Origin of the sequence: Streptomyces sp. SD31, assembly GCF_052068475.1 — a bacterium.
GTDB lineage: Bacteria > Actinomycetota > Actinomycetes > Streptomycetales > Streptomycetaceae > Streptomyces.
The window spans coordinates 140,561-159,609 of sequence record NZ_JBQHCX010000010.1 but is presented as its reverse complement, the minus strand read 5'-3'; the positions used below and the strand labels follow the sequence as shown (position 1 = coordinate 159,609).

Genomic DNA, 19,049 nt, shown 5'->3' with positions numbered 1-19,049 from the left:
TGGCGTGCGAGCGAGGAAATGCTCGCGGCGCCGTGTTGCGGGGAGGTGTGCGTCCGGTAAGAAGCTAATGACGCGCACATGACACGACAAGGTTGAGTGCGGGACTTTCTTCCTGTGAATCGCTCGACTGGGCGTTCGGTGAGCGTTCGGTGAGCGTTCGGCGGGACGTTCGACGGCATCGCGTACGATGGGCGGCGCAGAAGGGGAGTAGCTCTTCGCCGGACCGTCGACATACTGCTCAGCTCGTCTGAGCCGGCGCCCGGAGGCGGGCCTCGTCCATGAGGTCGGCCAGCGAGACCTTCGGCAAGCAGTGCACGCCCGTGTCGTACGGCACGGGCGACGAGTGTGCTGCCGTGCCGAGGTGTCGTAGCGCAGTGACAATGCTCTCGGTGGGGCGGCCCCGACCGATTGAGGAACCTTGATCAGCTTCACCGTGACGGCCGTCGTCTTCGGCGTCGTCTTCCTCGCCGAACTGCCCGACAAGACCGCGCTCGCCGGGCTCGTCCTCGGTACGCGCTATCGCGCCTCCTACGTCTTCGCCGGTGTCGCCGCCGCGTTCGCCGTGCATGTCGCGCTGGCCGTGGCGGCCGGCAGTGTGCTGACGCTGTTGCCGCAGCAGATCGTGCACGCGCTGACGGGTGTGCTCTTCCTGGGTGGCGCGGCCGTGCTGCTCATGAAGGGGGACGAGGACGAGGAGGAGATCCGCAAGCCGGAGAACCAGTCCTTCTGGAAGGTGTCCGGAGCCGGGTTCATGCTCATCCTGGTCGCCGAGTTCGGGGATCTGACGCAGATCATGACGGCGAACCTCGCCGCGCGTTACGACGATCCGCTGTCGGTCGGGCTCGGTGCGGTGCTGGCGCTGTGGACCGTGGCGGGGATCGGGATCGTCGGGGGGAAGGCGCTGATGCGGCGGGTGCCGTTGCGGCTGATCACCAAGGTGGCGGCGCTCGTGATGCTGGGGCTCGGGGTGTGGAGTCTGTGGGAGGCGATCGCCGGGTGATGTGGCGGTGAGGCGGCGGTGAGGCGGCGGTGAGGCGGCGGTGAGGCCGGGGGGGGGTGTCGTGGGCGGGCGCCTTTGGGTGCGTGGCTCTCGGGTGACCGGCTGTGGGTGGGCCGGGGTCGAGCTGAACTGTCGGTGAACTGTTTCTGGAGGCGGTAGCGGATCGGGCCTCGGTTTTGTACCGTGGGGGAACAAAGTGGTTCCCGCCCGTTTTCCCTGACCGGCGGGCGGGGCCACCTTGTCCCTCCCGGGGGCCACCCCGTACCCCCGGTGCCCCTCGCCCTGGAGCTGTCGATGCCGGCCACCACCGCGCCCACCACGCCCACTGTGCTCACCGCCCGTGCTCTTCTGCTCGACATGGACGGCACCCTCGTCAACTCCGACGCCGTCGTGGAACGGATCTGGCGTCGCTGGGCCGAACGGCACGGGCTGGACGGGGACGAGGTGATGAAGGTCGTGCACGGGCGCCAGGGGCACGCGTCGATGGCGCTGCTGCTGCCCGACCGGCCGATGGGGCAGAACCACGCGGACAACGCCCGCATGCTCGCCGAGGAGACGGCGGACGTGGAGGGCGTGGTGCCCATTCCGGGGGCGCCGGAGTTTCTGGCCTCGCTGCGGGGGATGCCGCATGCGCTGGTGACGTCGGCGGATGTGGCGCTGTCCACGGCGCGGATGGCTGCGGCCGGGCTGGAGCTGCCGGAGGTGCGGGTGACCGCGGAGTCTGTGGGCGCGAGCAAGCCCGACCCGGAGGGGTTTCTGAAGGGGGCCGCGGAGTTGGGGGTCGCGCCGGCGGACTGTGTCGTGTTCGAGGACTCGGGGGCCGGGATCGAGGCGGGGCGCTCCGCGGGGATGCGGGTCGTCGGGGTCGGGGCGCGGGCCGGGCTTCATGCTCCGGATGTGGTCGTCCCGGACCTGCGAGAAGTGCGGGTCGAGGCTGCGGTGGGCGGGGGAATCCGGCTGTACGTCGGCTAGTGCCTCGCCTGAGAGCTCGGGGCTTGATGTCGGATCGCGGGTGCGGGTTGGCGTCGGTTGCTCGCGCAGTTCCCCGCGCCCCTGGGGCGGCAGCGGCACAGCCAACCTCCAGGGGAGCCAACCTCCAGGGGCGCGGCGTGCTGCGCGACCAGACACACGCGACCAGACGCACGCGACCAGACACACATGGCCCGGACTCGCCATCGAACCCGGAATCCCGAGCCAGAAGGCGCACCGCGTCACGGCTCTGTCGTCTCCGACTCCAGCTTCTCCCTCGTCACCAGGTCGTACACCCCGTACTCCTCCGACTCGATTCCCCGGGCCCACTGGTACCTGCTGACCGCGTCCTCCACCCCCTCGTTGTAGCTGCCGCCGGGCTTCCTCGTGTAGAGGCCGAGTTGGGTCAGGCGGAGTTCCAGTTCCGTCACCTCGGGGCCACGGTCGCCGCGGCTGAGGGTGGGGGGCTCGGGCTCCCGGGCGGCGGCGGATTCCTCCTGGGCGTCCGGGGCCTCGGTCGCCGAGGGCGGTGGCGTGGGTTCGGTCGAGCGTGACGGTGTCGGGGACGCGCTCGACCTCGACGGCGACGGTGAGGGAGACGCGCTCTCCGTAGGCGACGCGGGCGCGGGCGGCGGAGCCGGACGCGTCGACGCCCCGGTCGGTGACGGCTCCTCGGACGCCTCGCTCGTCGACGGGACCGGGACGCTCGCCCGTACGTCGTCCGGCAGTGCGGTGTCCCGTGACGGCGCCTCGTAGCTGAACAGGCCGCTCGCCAAGCCGGCCGCCGCCACTACGGCCACGAGCGCTCCGCCCACGCCCAGCAGGGCGATACGTGTACGGCGGTGGCGGGTGCCCTCGCCCGGCGCGTCGGTCCCGGTGGCTTCGTCGCCCGCGGCCGCGTCCGACTCGAACAGGCGCAGGTCACGTGCGCTCGGCGTGGTCGCCGGCGGGGACAGGGGGGTGGGGAGTGTCGAGGCCGGGTCGGTGGCGGGTGGGGCGGGGGTCGGGGCGGTCGGCGGTACCGCCCGTAGCGGCATCGTTTCGCCGTCGCCCTCCAGCTCCACGTACGGGCGTATGCGCAGGGGATCGAAGTCCTCCGCCGCGGCCGCCTGTGCCGTACGGGCGTCGCGCAGGGCCTCGGACACGCGCTGCCCGCAGCCGCACGACGGGGTGTTGTCGGCCGCTCTCGGCGCCCCGCACTCCGGGCAAAGGTGGCCATTCGGGCTAGCCAGGTGTTCCAGGCCTTCCGGGCCCTTCGCTCCCTCGGTCTCCCTCGGCTCTGTCACGCGTTCATCCCCTCCCCTCGCGAACTCCCCAGATTATGCAGACGTTCCTCACGCTGCCTCCCCAACCCCCGGAAGGGCCGCTTCCAAACGGACTCGACAGGCCATAACGGGGCACAGCGATCACGATGGGAGGGATAACGACTCGCTCGGGAGGTCTTCATGACCGGGGACGCGCACGGTATGACCGGAAATGTGCGTGACGCGCAGCCCCCGAAGCGGGGAGTCGAGACGCACGAGAACGTGCCCGGCAACGTCCTCGTCTCCATCGGCGCGCTGCTCCTCGGCATGCTGCTCGCCGCCCTCGACCAGACCATCGTGTCGACCGCCCTGCCGACCATCGTCAGCGACCTCGGCGGCATGGATCACCTGTCGTGGGTCGTGACCGCCTATCTGCTGGCGTCCACCGCCGCGACTCCGCTGTGGGGCAAGCTCGGTGACCAGTACGGGCGCAAGCGGCTCTTCCAGATCGCGATCGTGATCTTCCTCGTCGGTTCCGCGCTGTGCGGTATGGCGCAGGACATGGCTCAGCTCATCGCCTTCCGGGCCGTCCAGGGGCTCGGTGGAGGCGGGCTCATCGTGCTGTCCATGGCGATCGTCGGTGACATCGTCCCGCCCCGTGAACGCGGGCGGTATCAGGGGCTGTTCGGGGCCGTGTTCGGGGCGAGCAGTGTGCTGGGGCCGTTGCTCGGCGGGGTGTTCACGGAGCATCTGAGCTGGCGGTGGGTGTTCTACGTCAATCTGCCCGTCGGAGTCGTCGCCCTTGCCGTCATCGCTGTCGTGCTGCGCATCCCGCGCAAGTCGACGCGGCATGTCATCGACTACCTCGGTACGTTCCTCATCGCCTCCGTCGCCACCTGCCTGGTGCTGGTGGCGTCCCTCGGCGGGACGACATGGGGCTGGGGGTCCGCGCAGATCGTCGGGCTCGCCGTCCTCGGGGCTGTGCTCGCCGTCGCCTTCGTCGCCGTGGAGCGCAGGGCCGCGGAGCCTGTGCTGCCGCTCAAGCTGTTCCGCGTGCGGACCTTCACGCTCTCCGCCGTCATCAGCTTCGTCGTCGGGTTCGCCATGTTCGGCGCGATGACCTATCTGCCGACGTTCCTCCAGGTCGTGCAGGGGGTCAGTCCGACCATGTCCGGTGTGCACATGCTGCCGATGGTCGTCGGCATGCTGCTGTCGTCCACCGGGTCCGGGCAGATCGTCAGCCGTACCGGGCGCTGGAAGGTGTTCCCGATCGCCGGGACCGGGGTCACGACGCTCGGTCTGCTGCTGCTTCACCAGCTCGGCATGGACAGCTCCACCTGGGAGATGAGCGTCTACTTCTTCGTCTTCGGGCTGGGGCTCGGGCTGGTCATGCAGGTGCTGGTGCTGATCGTGCAGAACGCCGTCTCGTACGAGGATCTCGGCGTCGCCACCTCCGGGGCGACGTTCTTCCGGTCCATCGGGGCCTCGTTCGGGGTCGCCATCTTCGGCACGCTCTTCGCCAACCGGCTCGATGACCAGTTGGTGGAGGCGTTTCGGGGAGTTCGGCTGCCGGCCGGGGTCTCGCTGGAGGGGCTGGAGGCGGATCCTCGTGACATCGCCGAGCTGCCGGCTGCGCTGCGGCCGGCCGCGCTGGAGGCGTACGCGATCTCGATCACCGACGTGTTCCTGTACGCCGCTCCAGTGGCGCTGGTGGGGTTCGGGCTGGCCTGGCTGTTGCGTGAGGACAAGCTGCGGGGTTCTGTGACCGCTCCTGATGTGACCGAGACGCTGGCCAGTAATCCCGTGGAGCGGTCGTCGTACGACGAGGTGTGCCGGGCGTTGTCCGTGCTCGGTACGCGGGAGGGGCGGCGGGAGGTGTATCGGACGATCATCGAGCGGGCCGGGTACGACCTGCTGCCGGCGGCCGGGTGGCTGCTGCTGCGGATCAAGAAGTACGGCTGGGTGGAGCCGGCGGTGCTCGCCGAGCGCAGTGCTGTGCCGCTGCCTGTGATCCTTGACGCCGCGCGGCAGGTGGAGGTGCGGCGGTTGGCTGTCCGCGAGGGGCTTGATCTTGTGCTGACGGACAGGGGGCGGGAGGTTGCCGAGCGGTTGGCTCGGGTGCGGGAGGAGTCGTTCGCGGAGTTGCTGGGGGACTGGTGGGGGCCGGACCGGCCTACCGATCTGGTTCAGTTGGTGAAGGAGCTGAATGAGGAGCTGTGCGGGTCGGACCGCGAACGGCCTGCCTCCGGCGGTTAGGCGGGGGTGCCTGCGGCGCCTGTGCCGGTTCGGTGGGGGTGCGTGTCGGGTGCCTGCGGCGCCTGTGCCGGTTCGGTGGGGGTGCGGGTAGCGCCTTGGGTTGCGTGGTGGGTCGGGGCCGTGCCGGGGGGTGTCCGTCCTCGGTCGGGCGGTTGGTGTTGCGCTAGAGGTGCCGTGTCTTGACGCCCGACTCTGCGGGCGGACACCCCCCGGCACGTCCCCTTGCCGCCGTACGCGACTGCGGGCCGTCCCGCCCAACCCGCGGGCAGTCGTGCCGCTGGGGCGGCACCCCGCTGGCGCCTGGTCGCGCGATCTACCCCCGCCCGGTCCCGACGCCGCGCAACCTTCGACCCGTCAGTGCAGGGTCTTGGTGAACCAGTGCTCGGCGTACATGTCGTCGTTGTGGGGGACCGTCTCCTCATAGCCGAGTCTTGTGTACAGGGCGCGTGCCTCTGTCAGGTCGTGGCGGGTGTCGAGGATCATGCGGGTCGCGCCGAGGGATCGGGCCGTGGCCTCGGCGGCCTGTACGAGGGCCTGGCCGCCTCCCTTGCCGCGCATCGGCTCGTGGACGAACACCCGCTTCAGTTCCGCGGTGTCCGTGTCCAAGAGGCGTACGCCTGCTGAACCGGCCGGCTCCCCCGTGTAGCGGGCCACCAGCAACCTGCCTTTCGGCGGCCGGAGTTCGTCCCAGGTGTGCGCGGCGATCTCGCGGTCCAGTTCGGCGGGGTCGGTGCGGCGTCCCTCATGCAGGAGGTAGTAGCGGTCGCTGACCTCCGTGTAGTACGCCCGCCAGAGGGCGGTGGCGGCGGGGGAGTCGGGGGGTTCCGGGGCGACGGTCCAGGTCATGCCGGACATTGTCGGAGGGGGGACCAGTCGGCTCGCAAGCGAATATGGGTGGGGTCGGGTCTGATGCGTCCAGGACGCTCTGTTTGAGGGGTGCCTTCCGGGCAACCCGGCAGATATGTCCACAGGTGTGATCGTTCTGATCGTGATTGCGGCGGTCGTCGTCGTGCTCGGCGCGGCCGTTCTGGCCCTGCGCGCTCGGGGCGCGCAGGGCAGCCGGGGTCTGAGGCGGCGCTTCGGGCCCGAATACGAGCGGGCCGTGGCCCGGCACGACGGAGACGCCAAGGCCGCCGAGCGCGAGCTCGCCCAGCGGGTGGAGCGGCACGGCGGGCTGCGGGAGCGGCCGCTGGAGCCGGTCGAGCTCGAGCGGTTCGAGGCCCGCTGGACGGCGGCCCAGGAGCGCTTCGTCGACTCGCCGAAGGAGGCCGTCGACGAGGCGGACCGGCTGCTCGCGGACGTGGCGCAGGCCCGGGGTTTCCCGGACGGCGCCCAGTACGAGGAGCAGCTCGCGGCCCTGTCCGTGCACCACGCGGACCAGGTGCAGGGCTACCGGCACGTGCACCGCGTCGCCCATGCGCGCGTGGGCGGCGGACAGGAAGGCGGTGGGCCCGGTACGGAGGAGATGCGCGAGGCCATGATCGAGGCCCGGGGAATGTTCGAGGAGCTGACGGCCCCGGTCGAGCGTCACCGCAGGCAGCCCCACGAGTCCCGGAGGGGCACCGGCGGGCGGGGGTCCGCCCGCACCGACGGCCACCGCGGCCATCTGCCGTGGACGTTCTCAGGACGCCACGCGAAGGGGAGTTGAGTGAGATGACGGAAGCGATGCCCGGCAGGGGACGACCTGACTACGAGCCGGCGACGAGCGGGCCCGCGGTCGTGCCCACCGGCGGGACGGAGTATGGCGGCGCCGAGTCGCGCGTCATGACGCCGGGCGGGATCGGCACGGAGAGCGGGCACGAGGACGCGCCGCTGTTCCCGCACGACGAGTCCGACAAGTTCGAGCTGCAGCTGCAGCACGCGGTCTCCGGATTCGTCGACGGCCCCCGGGCCGCCGTCGAGGAGGCAGACCATGTTCTGGAAGAGCTCACCGGCCGCTTGACCGAGGAGGTGGCGCAGCGCCGCCGTACGCTGCGGGGCTCCTGGCAGTCCATGGACGTGGCCGAGGACAAGCCCGGTTCGTCCACCGACACCGAGCAGCTTCGGCTTGCTCTGCGCGACTACCGCGAGCTGGCGGAACGGCTGCTACACGTCTGAGCCGTCCGACCGGGAACCGTTCGCCGCCGTCCGGCGCTCCCGCCACTGCCGTACGACCTCTTCGACGTCGTACGGCTTGCGGCCCAGGGGAGGGCCGGGCGGCGGCTTCAGCAGCATGTCGCGGATCTTGACGTTGACGTCCGTGATGATCTTCCGGACGATCCGTTCGCTGGGGGCCGCGTAGGCCGCCGTCAGCGCGTCCTCCGCCTCCTTGCGCAGGGCCAGAGCCGGGGGCAGGACCGACAGGCCCTCGCGGGCCATCTTGCGCTTGACCCACCACAGTTCGTCGTACGGGGATTCCAGGTCGTTCGGCAGGGGTTTGCCGGCTCCGGGCAGTCTGTCGAAGTCGCCGCGCGCTTGCGCGTCGTGGATCTGCTTGTCGACCCAGGACTCGAACGGAACACCGGGGGGCTTTCGCTCGGTCATGAGTTCATTGTGCCGGACGCGGCGGTGCCGGGCGATTTATCATGCGGCGTCGGCGGCCAAAACGGCTGCCGTACAAGGACGTTTCAGGAGGAACGCACGTGCTCGAACTCACCATGGCCGCCGTGTCCGCGGCGGACGAGGGTGCCACGGCCGGCATGCTCATGGCCGACGCGCCCAGCGAGCCGGGTGCCGTGCTGCGGGTGGGCCGGGACAAGACGGTGTGCCGGCTCTCGACGCCGGACGACTGGCTGTTCGTGTCGCGGGTCCACCTGGAGTTCCTGTGCGGCCCGGACGGTGGGTGGCAGGTGAGCTGGCTGCGTGGCTCGCAGGCCGAACCGTCCTCCGAGGTGCGGCTGACCGTGGGGGAGTACGCCCAGCCGATCGGCTACGGCGGGACGGTGCCGCTGCCCAGGGGCGGCAGCGGCGAGATCGTCATCCAGGACCGTACGGCGCCGCGCAGCGTCAACGTCGGTTTCTATCAGGAGGCTTGAGAGGCGAGAGGGCGGTGGCTCACGCCAGTACCCGCGCCAGCGCGAAGCCGTCGTAGCCCTTGCTGCCCACCGTCTGGATCGCCGTGCCGCTCAACCTCGGGTGGCTGCCGATCAGTTCGATGGCGGCGCGGGTGCCCCGGACGTCCGGTGCGGTGGCGTCCGGGTCGGCGACCCGGCCGCCGCGCACCACGTTGTCCACGACGACCAGGCTGCCGGTGCTCGTGAGTCTGAGGGCCCAGTCGACGTAGTGCGGGTTGTTGGCCTTGTCGGCGTCGATGAAGACCAGGTCGAAGGGTGCCGGGTTCTCGTCGGCCAGCTTGGGCAGCGACTCCAGGGCCGGGCCGACCCGCACCTCGACGACCTTGTCCAGGCCCGCCCGCGCGATGTTGCGGGTGGCGACCTCGGCGTGCTTGGGGCTGTACTCCAGCGAGATCAGGCGGCCGTCGGCGGGCAGGGCGCGGGCCAGCCAGATGGTGCTGTAGCCGCCGAGTGTGCCGATCTCCAGGATGTTGCGGGCGCCCTGGATCTCGGCCAGGAGCTGGAGGAACTTGCCCTGCGGCGCGGTGACGTTGACGTGCGGGAGCTCGGCCGCGTCGCTGTCGCGCAGGGCCGCCTGAAGGGTGTCGTCCTCGGGTGAGAGGTGGGTGGAGAAGTACTCGTCGACGTCGTCCCAGAGCTGCGACTCGCTCATCGCCTTGCCTTTCGTATGGCTAGTTAGAAGCGGTAAGTAGAAGCGCTAAGTAGATGTCCTAACGAACATAGTCGCGTGCCCCGTTCCCTGCCGGGATTTTCCTTGTTGCGCCTTTCCGTATCCCCGCCGGGGACTCCAGGATCGTGGATTCAGCCGATCGGCGCAGGCGGCTGCGCCGGGGGCGAGGGCGGGAGCGGGGGTGGGGGTGGGGACGGAGGCATCGGGGGCGTCGGCGCCTCCGGTCGTCGGGACCGTCGTACGGCGAGCGCCGCCCCCGTCGCCACGGCCACGGCCGGACCGCCCGTCACCGTCAGCAGCCACGCCGGGATGCCGGCCACCGTGTGCAGCCGGTCCTCGTGGACCACCTGCTGGAAGGGGTCGTCGGCCGCCGCCCGGCGCAGCACGTGGTCGCCGGAGATCCGCTCGGGGTACGGGAACTCCTGGCCGATCGCGGTGAGGAACGGGGCGTCGGCCGCCGCCAGCTCGGCCAGCGGGCCGGTCCCCTCCACCGTGCTGACGCCAGGGCTTCGGACGGTACGGCGGATGATCGGGTTCCGGGGCCCGGTCCGGCGATGTGAACGATTCCGCACCCACGGGAGGCGACCCGCGGGAGGTGCGACGCCACAGGAGGCGAGGGGACCGGTGCCCGACTATCGTCATCCGGACAAAAGGAGAGCAGACGTCAGGTGAAGGCAGGGTTGCCTGCGTCTCTCCCGGGGGTGGTGCGGGCCTCACCGGGCCCGTGACGATTCCTTGCGCGTGGGACGTGTGGGACGACCGGGGCGGGAGGCCGACGAGGCGTGGCGAATGCGGATCACGGTGGGCGACAGGCGGAGGCACTCGGAGCCACGGCCGTCGGCACTCAGGCACGCCTGCGCGTGGCGCGCCTCGGTCTGTGGCTGGTCGCCGCGATTCTCGGCGTACGGCAGGTGGCCGCCGTCCTCGGCACACCCTCCGGGGAGCGGCTGACGGACCTGGAGACCTGGGTCGGCCCCGACGGCGTCCTGCATGTGAAGGGATCGCTGTACGACTCGACGCAGTTCACCGGTACGCCGTTCGGCGGGCTCGTCCTCAAGCCGCTGACGCGCGCCGCCGAGCAGGCCCTCGGCTGGGGCTGGACCTTCGGCACCCTCCTGCTGGTCGTCGCCCTCGGCCTGGTCGCCGCCCGTGCCCTGCCGCAGCCGGTGAGCAGACGGGCCTCCCTGCTCGCCGCGCCCGTCGCGATCAGCCTGCTCATGCTGTCGCTGCCGGTGCGCAACACCCTCTACCTCGGCCAGACCAGCATCATGCCGGTCCTGCTCGTCCTGCTCGGCTGCTTCGCCGTGCGCGGCGAGCGGGCCAGCGGCGTGCTCATCGGCCTCGCCGCCGCGCTCCAGCCGACCCTGCTGCTGTTCACCCCGCTGCTGTGGTTCACCGGCCGCCGCCGGGCCGCCCTCTCCACGGGGGCCACGTTCGCCGCGAGCACGGTGGTCGCCTGGGTGGCGATGCCGGGCGACTCGTACACCTACTGGGTGCACCATGTGGGCGGCGTCGGTCTCGGCGGCCGGGCCGACGACCTCGCCAACCAGTCCCTGCACGGCGCCCTGTTGCGGCTGGGGCTGACCGGCCCGCTGGAGATCGCCCTCTTCCTGCTCCTCGGCGCCGCCGTCGCCGTCCTCGCGCTGCGTCGCGCCGTGCGTTACGCCCACGACGGACAGCTCCTCCTCGCCGTCGCGATCACCGGCTGCGCGGCGATCGTCGCGTCGCCCACGGCCTGGCAGCACCAGCTGCTGTGGGTGCTGCTCGCGGTCGTCGGGCAGGTCGGCAAGCGGGCGGGTGACCGGTATGTGTGGCCGGTCGCCGTCATCCTGGTGATGACGCTGCCCGCGAAGATGATGGTGCCGGACAAGGTGATCTTCCACCCCCTGCGCGCCGACCTGATCCTCCTGGCCGCGCTCGCCACGGCCGCCGTCGTGCCGTTCCTGTCGCGTACGTCGCCGTACTGGCAGACGCCGATCCCGACCCGGTACGCCGACCCGGTGCCGTCCCGCTTCCGGCACATCCCGCTGGTGCCGTTCCTGCGCCGGGTGCTGAGCCGCCCGAACCTGCTCTTCGAGCTGTTGCTGATCCGGGTCACCTACTACGCGTACGCCCAGATCCGCCTCGCCGCGGCCGGCGGCTCCCACTCGGCCGGCCGGGGCACCGCCGAGGAGCACGGCGCGGAGATCCACTCCATCGAACGCGCCCTGCACATCGACATCGAGTACTGGGCCAATCACGCCGTGGTGAAGGTCGACTGGCTGCGGAACTTCTTCGACTTCTACTACGAGTCGTTCCACTTCGGCATCCCGCTCGCCATACTCGGCGTCCTCTACTGGCGCCGCCCGGTCGACTACCGCTGGGCCCGCTCCGCGATCGGCTTCGCGACAGTGTTCGCCCTGATCGGCTTCTGGCTCTACCCCCTCGCCCCGCCCCGCCTGATGCCCGGCCTCGGCTTCATCGACACGGTCCACGGCCCGCAGGACTTCACCCAGCCCGACTACGGCACCCTCACCGAACTCACCAACCAGTACGCGGCGATGCCGTCCCTGCACTTCGGCTGGTCCCTCTGGTGCGGCCTGGTCATCCTCATCCTCGCCCCCAACCGGTGGCTGAAGACCCTCGGCCTGCTCCACCCCCTCTTCACGGTCACCGCGATCGTCGTCACCGCGAACCACTGGGTACTGGACGCGGCAGGCGGCGCCCTGGTCGTCGCCGCGGGCTTCGGCATGACGCACCTGCTCCAGGGCCCGCGCGCCAGGACGGTCACGCCGGAGGCGGAGCGGGTGAGCAGCGGTTCCCCGATGCCGGTGAAGGACCGTGCTGTGAGCTGATCGGTAACTGGTCGGGGTATGGCGGGGCCCGCGCGCCGGGACGGTCACGCCGGAGGCCGGGAAGCTCAGCAGTGGCTTTCCGGTGACGGTGAAGGACCGTACTCCGAGCTGATCCGGTACTCGCCGGGGGAGGAGACGGTCAGGCGGGTGAACTCGCCCTGTGGGGTGAGGCAGCCGCCGTTGTTCGTGTGCAGCCAGGGTGAGTAGGCCACGCGGACGGTTGTCGTCCCGGCCCGGGGCATGCGTACGACGAGGTCGGCGCTGGATGTCGAGACGATGTCGGCGGGGGAGGTCACGAGGGGGACCGCGTCCCGTACTCGGTAGACCCGCCAGTGCTCGTCCTGCCATACCGGTTCCAGCCACTCGGGCCGGTGGCCGCGTATGAGCGCCGCCTCGACCTTGGCGTAGCCGTCGGGCTTGCCCAGGGGCAGTACGACGAAGCCGACGGCCCAGCGGTCCAGCCAGGTCCGGTAGGTGGCGGCGGAGAAGGAGCCGTCGTAGAACAGGCGGGCGCGCTCCATGTCGAGTTGGCGGTTCCAGCCGCGGGCCATGTTGACGTGCGGGGCGAGGCCGCTGGCCTCGCGGTGGTTGCGGGCCGGGACGACCTCGACGCGGGTGCGGTCGGCGCCGAGGCGGTCGAGGGCGCGGACCACTCCGTGGGTCTCGGTGGCCCAGGCGGGCACCTTCGTGGAGACGTACAGGTCGTCGCCGGTCTTCTTGGTGACCCAGGCGACGGAGAAGACGAGGGCGGCGATCAGGAGGTTCCGGCGGAGCTTCGCGAGCCGGGGCTGGGCCACCAGGACGGCGAGGAGGGCGGCGGGCGCGAACAACTCGGCGAAGCGCTCGACGTTCGTGCCTATCGGCGAGGCGACGAGATACGTCAGGACGGTCCCCGCCGCGTAGACGGCCCCGCTCCAGCGGGCGACGCGCCACGTGCGCGGAGCGAACACCGTGACCGCGAGGCCCAGGAAGAAGGGCGGCCAGATGCGGTCGGCGAACATCAACTGCTCGCCCTTGAAAGGGAAGAGAAGAGTCGTCACGCCGACGGTCACGGCGGGCGGGACCAGGAGGGCGAGGGCGCGGGCGTAGTCGCGGGTGGCGAGGTGGGCGGCGCCGACGACGACCACGAAGAGCCCCGCCACCGGGCTGGCCATGGTCGCGAGCGCGGCGTACGCGGCGGCGAGGACGATCCGCCGCTCACGGGTGAGCAGGAGGCACGCGGCGAGTCCGAAGGCGACGCCGAGGGCGAACGTGGTGCGGCCGGAGGCCACGTTGCACCACAGGGCGAAGGCGGCCAGCAGGGCGGGGCCGAGGGGTCTTCGGACGCTCTTGGCGCGGGTGATGAGGACCGCTGCCAGCCAGGTGGCGGCCAGGCCCGAGACGACCGTGACCGCGCGCACGCCCAGGGCGGCCATCAAGTACGGGGATATCAGGCTGTAGTTGGCGGTGTGCGTGCCGCCGTACCAGAAGAGGTTGTAGGCCGAGCCGCCGTGCCGCTCCGCGAAGCCGGCCCAGGCGTACTGGGCCGCCAGGTCGCCGCCTCCGGTGGCGAGGAACGCCCACCAGATCGCGTAGAGCGGGACGGTGGGGAGCGTGGCCAGGAGCGGGACTCGGTGGCGGTCCCAGAACGTGCGCAGCAGCAGGTTCCGGGCAGGGGGCGCCGTCTGCGGGGCTGGGGCGCGGGTGAGTTGCTCGGCTTGGGCCACGGAAACGAAGACGTGGAATCAGGCGGATGAGTTCATCGGCGGGCGCGTTCATTGGCGGTGAAGACGGCTACGTCGCTGCCGAAGGCGCAGGCCAGGTCGCCGGTGTCGGTGAGGAGCACCGCCTGAGAGACCCCGGGGACGTGCAGGACGCCGACGGGAGCGCAGCTCGCCAGGTCCCAGATCCGGACCGTGTCGTCGAGGGAGCAGGTGACGGCGACGGGGCGGCCGTCCAACGTCCCGCACCTCACCGCGTGGGCGGCCTTGCCGTGGCCGGTCATCGGCCGGCCCAGGAGCCGGCCCGTGCCGAGGTCCCGCACCTGCACCGTGCCGTCCCTGCCGCACGTCACCACCACGGGACGGTCATCGACGGCGCCGCACGCGAGGGCGAGGGCACTGTGCTGGATCTCCGCGATCGAGCGGCGAGTCGCCAGATCCCAGAACTGCGTCACCCCCTCACCCGAGGTGACCGCGATCAGGCGACCGGCCACGACGGTGGCGGCCATCGCCCTGCGCGCCCCTCGGTCGATGCGCAGGCACCGGTACCGGGCCTGACCCGTTTCGAGGTCCCACACCCACACCGTGTCGTCCTGCGCGCTGCCTACGGCGACCGGGCGGCCGGCCAGGACATGGCACGTCACCTGGGTCACGGGTTCGGTGTGGCCGGTGAGGAACCCGGACGTGGCCTGTCGTTCCAGGTCCCACACCCGGACCGAGCGGTCCAGGGAGGCGGTGACGGCTACCGGCCGACCGTGCAACGTGGCGCACGCCACGGCTCGCACGTCATGCCGGTGACCTTTCAGGGCCTCCCCGATGGGCAAGCAGGTGCTCGCATCCCAGATCCGGACCGTCGTGTCGTGGGAGGGGGTGACGAACACCGCCCGCCCCTCCAGCTCGCCGACGTCCACGGCGGTGATCTGCTGAGTGTGGCCGGTCACGGGTCGGCCGAGGGGGCGCGAGACGGACAGGTCCCAGACGCGGACCACGTCGCGCGAGCCACTCACCGCGACCGGTTGCCCGGCCAGCGATGTGCACGCCAACGACATGCCGGCACCGTTCTCGCCCCTGAAGTATGCGACCAGGACGCGGGACTTCAGATCCCAGACGGCCAGCGCCCGGTCGTGGGAACAGGCGACGGCGACCGGACGGCCGTCCAACCGCGTACACACCAGGCCCTGCACCTGAGCGACGTGCGACTCGAACTGCGCCAGGCGCTCACCTGTCTCCAGATCCCAGACATGCAGCAGGTTCCTGCCGCAGGCAACGACCACCGGACGGCCGTCCAGTTCGGTACACGCCATCGCCCCGACGGAGGTTCCCTTGGCGCCGTACAGCCCAGGCCGCTCCCCGCAGCCCGCCAGGTCCCACACCCGCACCCCCGAGCGGGAGGCCGTGACGGCGACCGGGCGGCCGTGCACCATGGCAACCGTCAGCGCGCTGATCCGGCCGTCGACATCCACCGGCTCGCCGACGGGGTCGCCCGTGGCCAGATCCCAGACACGCAGTGCCTCCGAGCCGGTGACGGCGACCGGGCGGCCGTTCAACGTCGTACAGGCCACTGCGTCCACCCTCTTGGCGTGGCCGGACATGGGTGGGCCCAAGGGTGCGCAGGCGGCGAGATCCCAGACGCGGACGGTCGTGTCACTCGATCCGCTGACGGCGACCGGGCGGCCGTCCAGGGTCGTGCAGGCCACCGCGTCCACCTTCCTGGTGTGCCCGGTCATGGGTCTGCCGACGGGTTGGCCGGTGGCCAGGTCCGAGATGCGCAGTGTCTTGTCCACCGAGCCGGTGACGACGACCTCGCGGCCGTCGAGGACCGTGCAGGCCACGGCGGCGACCTGCGAGGAGAGGACGGTGAAGGCGTTGAGCAGGTTGGCGTGGAGAAGCGAACCGGATGCGGCGAGCGGCTTCCAAGTCGCCTCGGACGCCCCGCTGTTGAACTCCTTCAGCAGGGACGGTTCGTTGTAGCGGGCCGCGTCCAGCGCCAGGATGCGGCGCCGGCCGACCGCGTCGAGGTGGCGATGGACCTGGATGGACGCCCGGTAGACCGCGGCATGGAGCCGGGCGGTGTCGCTCCTGACCCCCAGCAGGAGCAGCACCAGTGTGTCGGCGTCGGCGTGGACGAGGTACTCGGGCTCGGTGACCAGTTCGTCGAGCAGGCCCGCGTGGGCGGCATGGACCGCGAGGTGCCGCAGCGCGTAGGGGTGGGCCCGCTCCCAGTCCCGCGCACCGTCGAGCCGGTACGGCACGGCCCGCCGCAGCACCGTGGTGAACGCCCGGTGCGCCTTCCCGGCGTCCCACCCCTGCCGCAGATACTCCGCCATCGCCTCGTGGTACAGCCGGTACACCGACCGCCCGTCCTCCACGGCCTCCACCACATACGCGCCCGCGTCCTGCCGCAGCCGACGCAGATCCTCGTTGGTGCGGCGCCGCCCCGACAACTCCGAGGCGAGCGGCGCCCAGATGTCCTCCCAGGGCAGGCCCTGCCCCTCGGCATACGCCAGCGGACGCAGCAGATCGAGGATCCGCTCGGCGCCGTCGCCGAAGCGCTGATGCAGGTCATGGTGCATGGCGTCGGCGGCCACGCGCGGCAGTGACCGGCGCCAGTCGGGATCCCGGGGGTCGGGCAGCTCCGCCCTCGCCGCGAGGGTGCCCGCCGTGATGCGGGCGACCAGGAAGGAGTGCCCGGCGGCCTGGGCGACCGCTCGTGCCACCCCCAGCCGCAGGTCGTCCGGGCAGTCCGGATACGGCGATCCGGGGTGTGCGTCGATCAGATTGCGCACCGTGTAGGCCAGTACGGCCCTCGGGTCGGCGTAGCGGGGCGAGTCCAGGTCGATGTGGTCGCGCCGTGCCAGGTCCAGCGGGGCCAGGAGATGGGGCCGGGTGCCGAGGAGCAGACGCAGGTGTGGCCGCGCCAGGTCCATCAGGGGGCGCAGCACCTGGCCGCACAGGGAGGACGGTGTCGCCGCCTCGTCCAAGCCGTCGATCAGCACCACGCGGGGCCGTTCGGGCTCGGGACCGGCGTCGAGGTGGTTCAGCAGGTCGGCCACCGCCTCCGTCGGCGGCAGCCGGAGCGCCGCGGCGAGCGCCCGCACGACCTGCTGGTCGGTGAGGTTCTGGGCGTAGACCGCCGTACCGATCGCCTTCGGCGGCGGCAGTTGCCCGGCCCTCAGCCCCAGGCTCGCCAGCGGCACCTCCCGCCGGTACTCCGGGTCGCTCACCGCCGCCAACAGCCCCAGTACGGCCGTCTTCCCGGACCCGGGATCGCCGGTGACCACCAACGCGGGCCGTTCGTCCGGTAGTTCACCGAGCCAGCCCGTGATGTCCGCCAGCGCCCGATGCCGGCCCGAGAACCACCACCCCACCCGGTGCTCGTCCCGGTGCCCCATCGCCCGCCGCAGCAACCGCGTCCGGAACTCCACGTCCCGCCGCTTGCCCTGCTCGTCCCACTCGGCGGCCCGTTGCAGGGCCAGGTCGGTGTGGGACAGCTGCCTGCTGTGCTTGGCGTTGGGCAGGAAGGGCGGGATCTCTCCGGTCAGGCCGATGATCTCCAGGCCGATCCGCTGGTGGTCGGGGCGCTTGGGGTTGTTGCGCGTGGCGTTGACCACCGCGTCCAGCGCCAGCAGCTCCGGTGTGTACCCGGCGGTGGCGAGGCTGGTCACCGCCTCCGACAGCAACTCGGGGAAGGCTCCGGTGCGGGCGAGTTCGTACGGCTGGGTCGAGGTGATCACCGCCAGTCCCGCGTCCTGCTCACGCCAGCCGCTCTTCAACTTGGCCATCGCCGCGAGCAGTTCGTTGCCGCCCTGGCCGGAGTAGCAGGTGTCGAGCATCAGCAGCAGCCGCCGCACCTTCGTCCCGGCGAGGATCTTGCGGACCAGCAGTCCCGGCTGCAGCGCGTCGTGCAGGTCCTCGGGGCGGGTGTCCGAAGTGAGGAGGACGTACTCGTCCTCGGCGCGCAGGAGTTCACCGTGCCCGGTGAGGTACACGGCGACGATGTCATCGGGCCGCCGCTCCGGGGAACGGCAGAACTCCCGCAACTGCCGCAGAAGTTGATGCTGCGTCGGGTTCGTGCCCAGGTCGGAGACGTGCTCGTAGCCGAGCTTGCCGGTGAACAGCTCCACGATCTCGCGGCGCGCCTCGACGAGGCCCGGCCGGTCCCACTCCGGTGCGTGCGGGTAGTGGCTGACCGCGGTCGCGATCAGGAAGCGCCGGGGGACATGTCGAGGGTCACTGACGCTCATGCGGGCCTCAGCCCCTCCGCGACCGCCTCGCCCGTCTCCTTCGCCGTGAGGTAGAGGGTGGCGTCGTGGGCGTGCGAGCCGTTGTGGACGACCTTCCCCTCGACCCCCTTCCCCGCCGCCCCCGTGCCCGAGCCCGTGCCGAAGAACAGCGACAGGTCCCGCACCGCCGCCACCACGTCACCCTCGTCCACGACGTTCGTCCACACTGACGTGCCCGGCCAGCCGCCCGGTTCGGGCCGGAGCCGGTCGTACACCATTCGCATCCCCAGCGGCGACCCCAGCGTCACCAGCGCCCGCACCCGGTGGTCGGGCCGCGCGCACAGGGCCTCGTACGCCACGACCGAGCCCAGCGAGTGCGCGACGACGACCCGGGTGTCCGGCCCGATCGCCTCCGCCACCCGTGCGCGAGCCGCCGCCCGCAAGGCGTCGTCCGTCAGATAACGCCGCACCTGTTTCAGGTCGAACACGAGGGCCCGCAGGGAGAGGTCGGCGAAGAACCGGGAGTGCTGAAGCACCCGTAACGCCGTCTGGACCGCCCTCGGTGAACGTGCCAGGGTGTCCGCCCCCGGCGGCGGTACGGCGGGATCGGTTCGGGCGGCCGCTGTCCACCACTCCAACAGCAGCTCGGTCTCGAAGCCCTCGTCGACGTCGTCCGCCGTGAACACCGGGTCGCCGACGGCGAGGGTGTGACCAGGGGGCCGGAACAGGTCGCCGTAGAAGGCGATGCGCAGGTCGTCCGGTCCGAGCCCCGTCCCGCGGCCCGCCCGGTCGAGGCCGTCGGCGAGTGCCGGTTTCCAGTCCTTCAGGAGCGTGTTGCCGCCCAGCCGCTGCTTGCCCACCCCGTGCACACCGACGATTCGCGCCATCGCCCCGTCTGCCCCGTTCCCCCGCGCCGCGTAAGTCTGCTCACTTTAGACAGGAGGAGCGGGCGGCAGGGCGGGCAACGACCAAGCCGTTCTGATGCGTTGGAGGGTGGAGCGGGCCAGGGTGTCGGCGGTGCCGATCTCGCGGTGGCTTCGGGCGAGGGCTGCGAAGGTTTCCCGGAATGGCGTCACGCTGTGCTCGAAGAGGTCTTCTCT

General features: G+C 71.3%; 15 protein-coding genes. 7 read left to right on the top strand and 8 right to left on the bottom strand.

Translation table 11 applies throughout. From position 1 onward, the window contains the following. The first annotated feature begins 418 nt into the window (after window positions 1-418). On the top strand, window positions 419-1,000 hold the full coding sequence (locus tag ACTMVF_RS22765) for a TMEM165/GDT1 family protein (RefSeq protein ID WP_441272938.1): 582 nt from the start codon (window positions 419-421) through the stop codon (window positions 998-1,000). 294 nt (window positions 1,001-1,294) lie between these two features. Continuing rightward, window positions 1,295-1,972 (top strand): HAD family hydrolase, encoded by a 678-nt coding sequence (locus ACTMVF_RS22760; protein ID WP_441273094.1) that lies wholly within the window; start codon window positions 1,295-1,297, stop codon window positions 1,970-1,972. 239 nt (window positions 1,973-2,211) lie between these two features. Here the strand turns inward: ACTMVF_RS22760 and ACTMVF_RS22755 are convergent, their stop codons facing one another. Continuing rightward, a complete protein-coding gene (locus ACTMVF_RS22755; protein ID WP_441272937.1) occupies window positions 2,212-3,114 on the bottom strand; it encodes a peptidoglycan-binding domain-containing protein in 903 nt (300 codons plus the stop codon). Window positions 3,115-3,414: 300 nt separating this feature from the next. On the opposite strand from ACTMVF_RS22755, the gene ACTMVF_RS22750 reads away from it, so the two are divergent. Continuing rightward, window positions 3,415-5,469: an MDR family MFS transporter gene (locus ACTMVF_RS22750; protein WP_441272936.1), complete on the top strand. Its 2,055-nt coding sequence runs from the start codon at window positions 3,415-3,417 to the stop codon at window positions 5,467-5,469. A gap of 354 nt (window positions 5,470-5,823) precedes the next feature. Here ACTMVF_RS22750 and ACTMVF_RS22745 read toward each other — a convergent pair whose 3' ends face one another. Continuing rightward, a complete protein-coding gene (locus ACTMVF_RS22745; protein ID WP_441272935.1) occupies window positions 5,824-6,315 on the bottom strand; it encodes a GNAT family N-acetyltransferase in 492 nt (163 codons plus the stop codon). A 115-nt stretch (window positions 6,316-6,430) separates the two neighbouring features. Here ACTMVF_RS22745 and ACTMVF_RS22740 point away from each other — a divergent pair, with 115 nt between their 5' ends. Together ACTMVF_RS22740 and ACTMVF_RS22735 are read left to right on the top strand one after the other, a co-directional pair. Beyond that, window positions 6,431-7,117 (top strand): hypothetical protein, encoded by a 687-nt coding sequence (locus tag ACTMVF_RS22740; protein ID WP_441272934.1) that lies wholly within the window; start codon window positions 6,431-6,433, stop codon window positions 7,115-7,117. A 5-nt stretch (window positions 7,118-7,122) separates the two neighbouring features. Then, complete coding sequence (locus tag ACTMVF_RS22735; protein ID WP_441272933.1) at window positions 7,123-7,566, top strand: hypothetical protein; 444 nt, start codon at window positions 7,123-7,125, stop codon at window positions 7,564-7,566. Here the strand turns inward: ACTMVF_RS22735 and ACTMVF_RS22730 are convergent. Next, window positions 7,555-7,992, bottom strand: a complete 438-nt coding sequence (locus ACTMVF_RS22730) for a DUF1992 domain-containing protein (protein ID WP_441272932.1) — start codon at window positions 7,990-7,992, stop codon at window positions 7,555-7,557. The genes ACTMVF_RS22735 and ACTMVF_RS22730 overlap by 12 nt on opposite strands. 98 nt (window positions 7,993-8,090) lie before the next feature. On the opposite strand from ACTMVF_RS22730, the gene ACTMVF_RS22725 reads away from it, so the two are divergent. Beyond that, window positions 8,091-8,483, top strand: coding sequence for a hypothetical protein (locus ACTMVF_RS22725; RefSeq protein ID WP_441272931.1), 393 nt, complete (start codon window positions 8,091-8,093; stop codon window positions 8,481-8,483). A 19-nt stretch (window positions 8,484-8,502) separates the two neighbouring features. Here ACTMVF_RS22725 and ACTMVF_RS22720 read toward each other — a convergent pair whose 3' ends face one another. Then, window positions 8,503-9,174: an O-methyltransferase gene (locus tag ACTMVF_RS22720; RefSeq protein ID WP_441272930.1), complete on the bottom strand. Its 672-nt coding sequence runs from the start codon at window positions 9,172-9,174 to the stop codon at window positions 8,503-8,505. A gap of 149 nt (window positions 9,175-9,323) precedes the next feature. Beyond that, window positions 9,324-9,683 carry a hypothetical protein gene (locus ACTMVF_RS22715; RefSeq protein ID WP_441272929.1) on the bottom strand — a complete coding sequence of 120 codons (360 nt, stop codon included), beginning with the start codon at window positions 9,681-9,683 and terminating at the stop codon, window positions 9,324-9,326. Between the two features lie 291 nt (window positions 9,684-9,974). Here ACTMVF_RS22715 and ACTMVF_RS22710 point away from each other — a divergent pair, with 291 nt between their 5' ends. Next, window positions 9,975-12,026 (top strand): bifunctional glycosyltransferase 87/phosphatase PAP2 family protein, encoded by a 2,052-nt coding sequence (locus tag ACTMVF_RS22710; protein WP_441272928.1) that lies wholly within the window; start codon window positions 9,975-9,977, stop codon window positions 12,024-12,026. Window positions 12,027-12,091: 65 nt separating this feature from the next. On the opposite strand, the gene ACTMVF_RS22705 is transcribed toward ACTMVF_RS22710, so the two are convergent. The 3 genes from ACTMVF_RS22705 to ACTMVF_RS22695 are packed head-to-tail and all read right to left on the bottom strand — an operon-like array spanning window position 12,092 to window position 18,836. Further along, a complete protein-coding gene (locus ACTMVF_RS22705; protein WP_441272927.1) occupies window positions 12,092-13,732 on the bottom strand; it encodes a hypothetical protein in 1,641 nt (546 codons plus the stop codon). Between the two features lie 32 nt (window positions 13,733-13,764). Continuing rightward, the gene (locus ACTMVF_RS22700) at window positions 13,765-17,970 is read right to left on the bottom strand and encodes an AAA family ATPase (RefSeq protein ID WP_441272926.1); all 4,206 of its coding nucleotides are present in this window, start codon (window positions 17,968-17,970) and stop codon (window positions 13,765-13,767) included. After that, window positions 17,967-18,836 (bottom strand): hypothetical protein, encoded by an 870-nt coding sequence (locus ACTMVF_RS22695; RefSeq protein ID WP_441272925.1) that lies wholly within the window; start codon window positions 18,834-18,836, stop codon window positions 17,967-17,969. Before ACTMVF_RS22695 ends, ACTMVF_RS22700 begins: the two co-directional genes overlap by 4 nt. Between the last annotated feature and the right edge of the window lie 213 nt (window positions 18,837-19,049).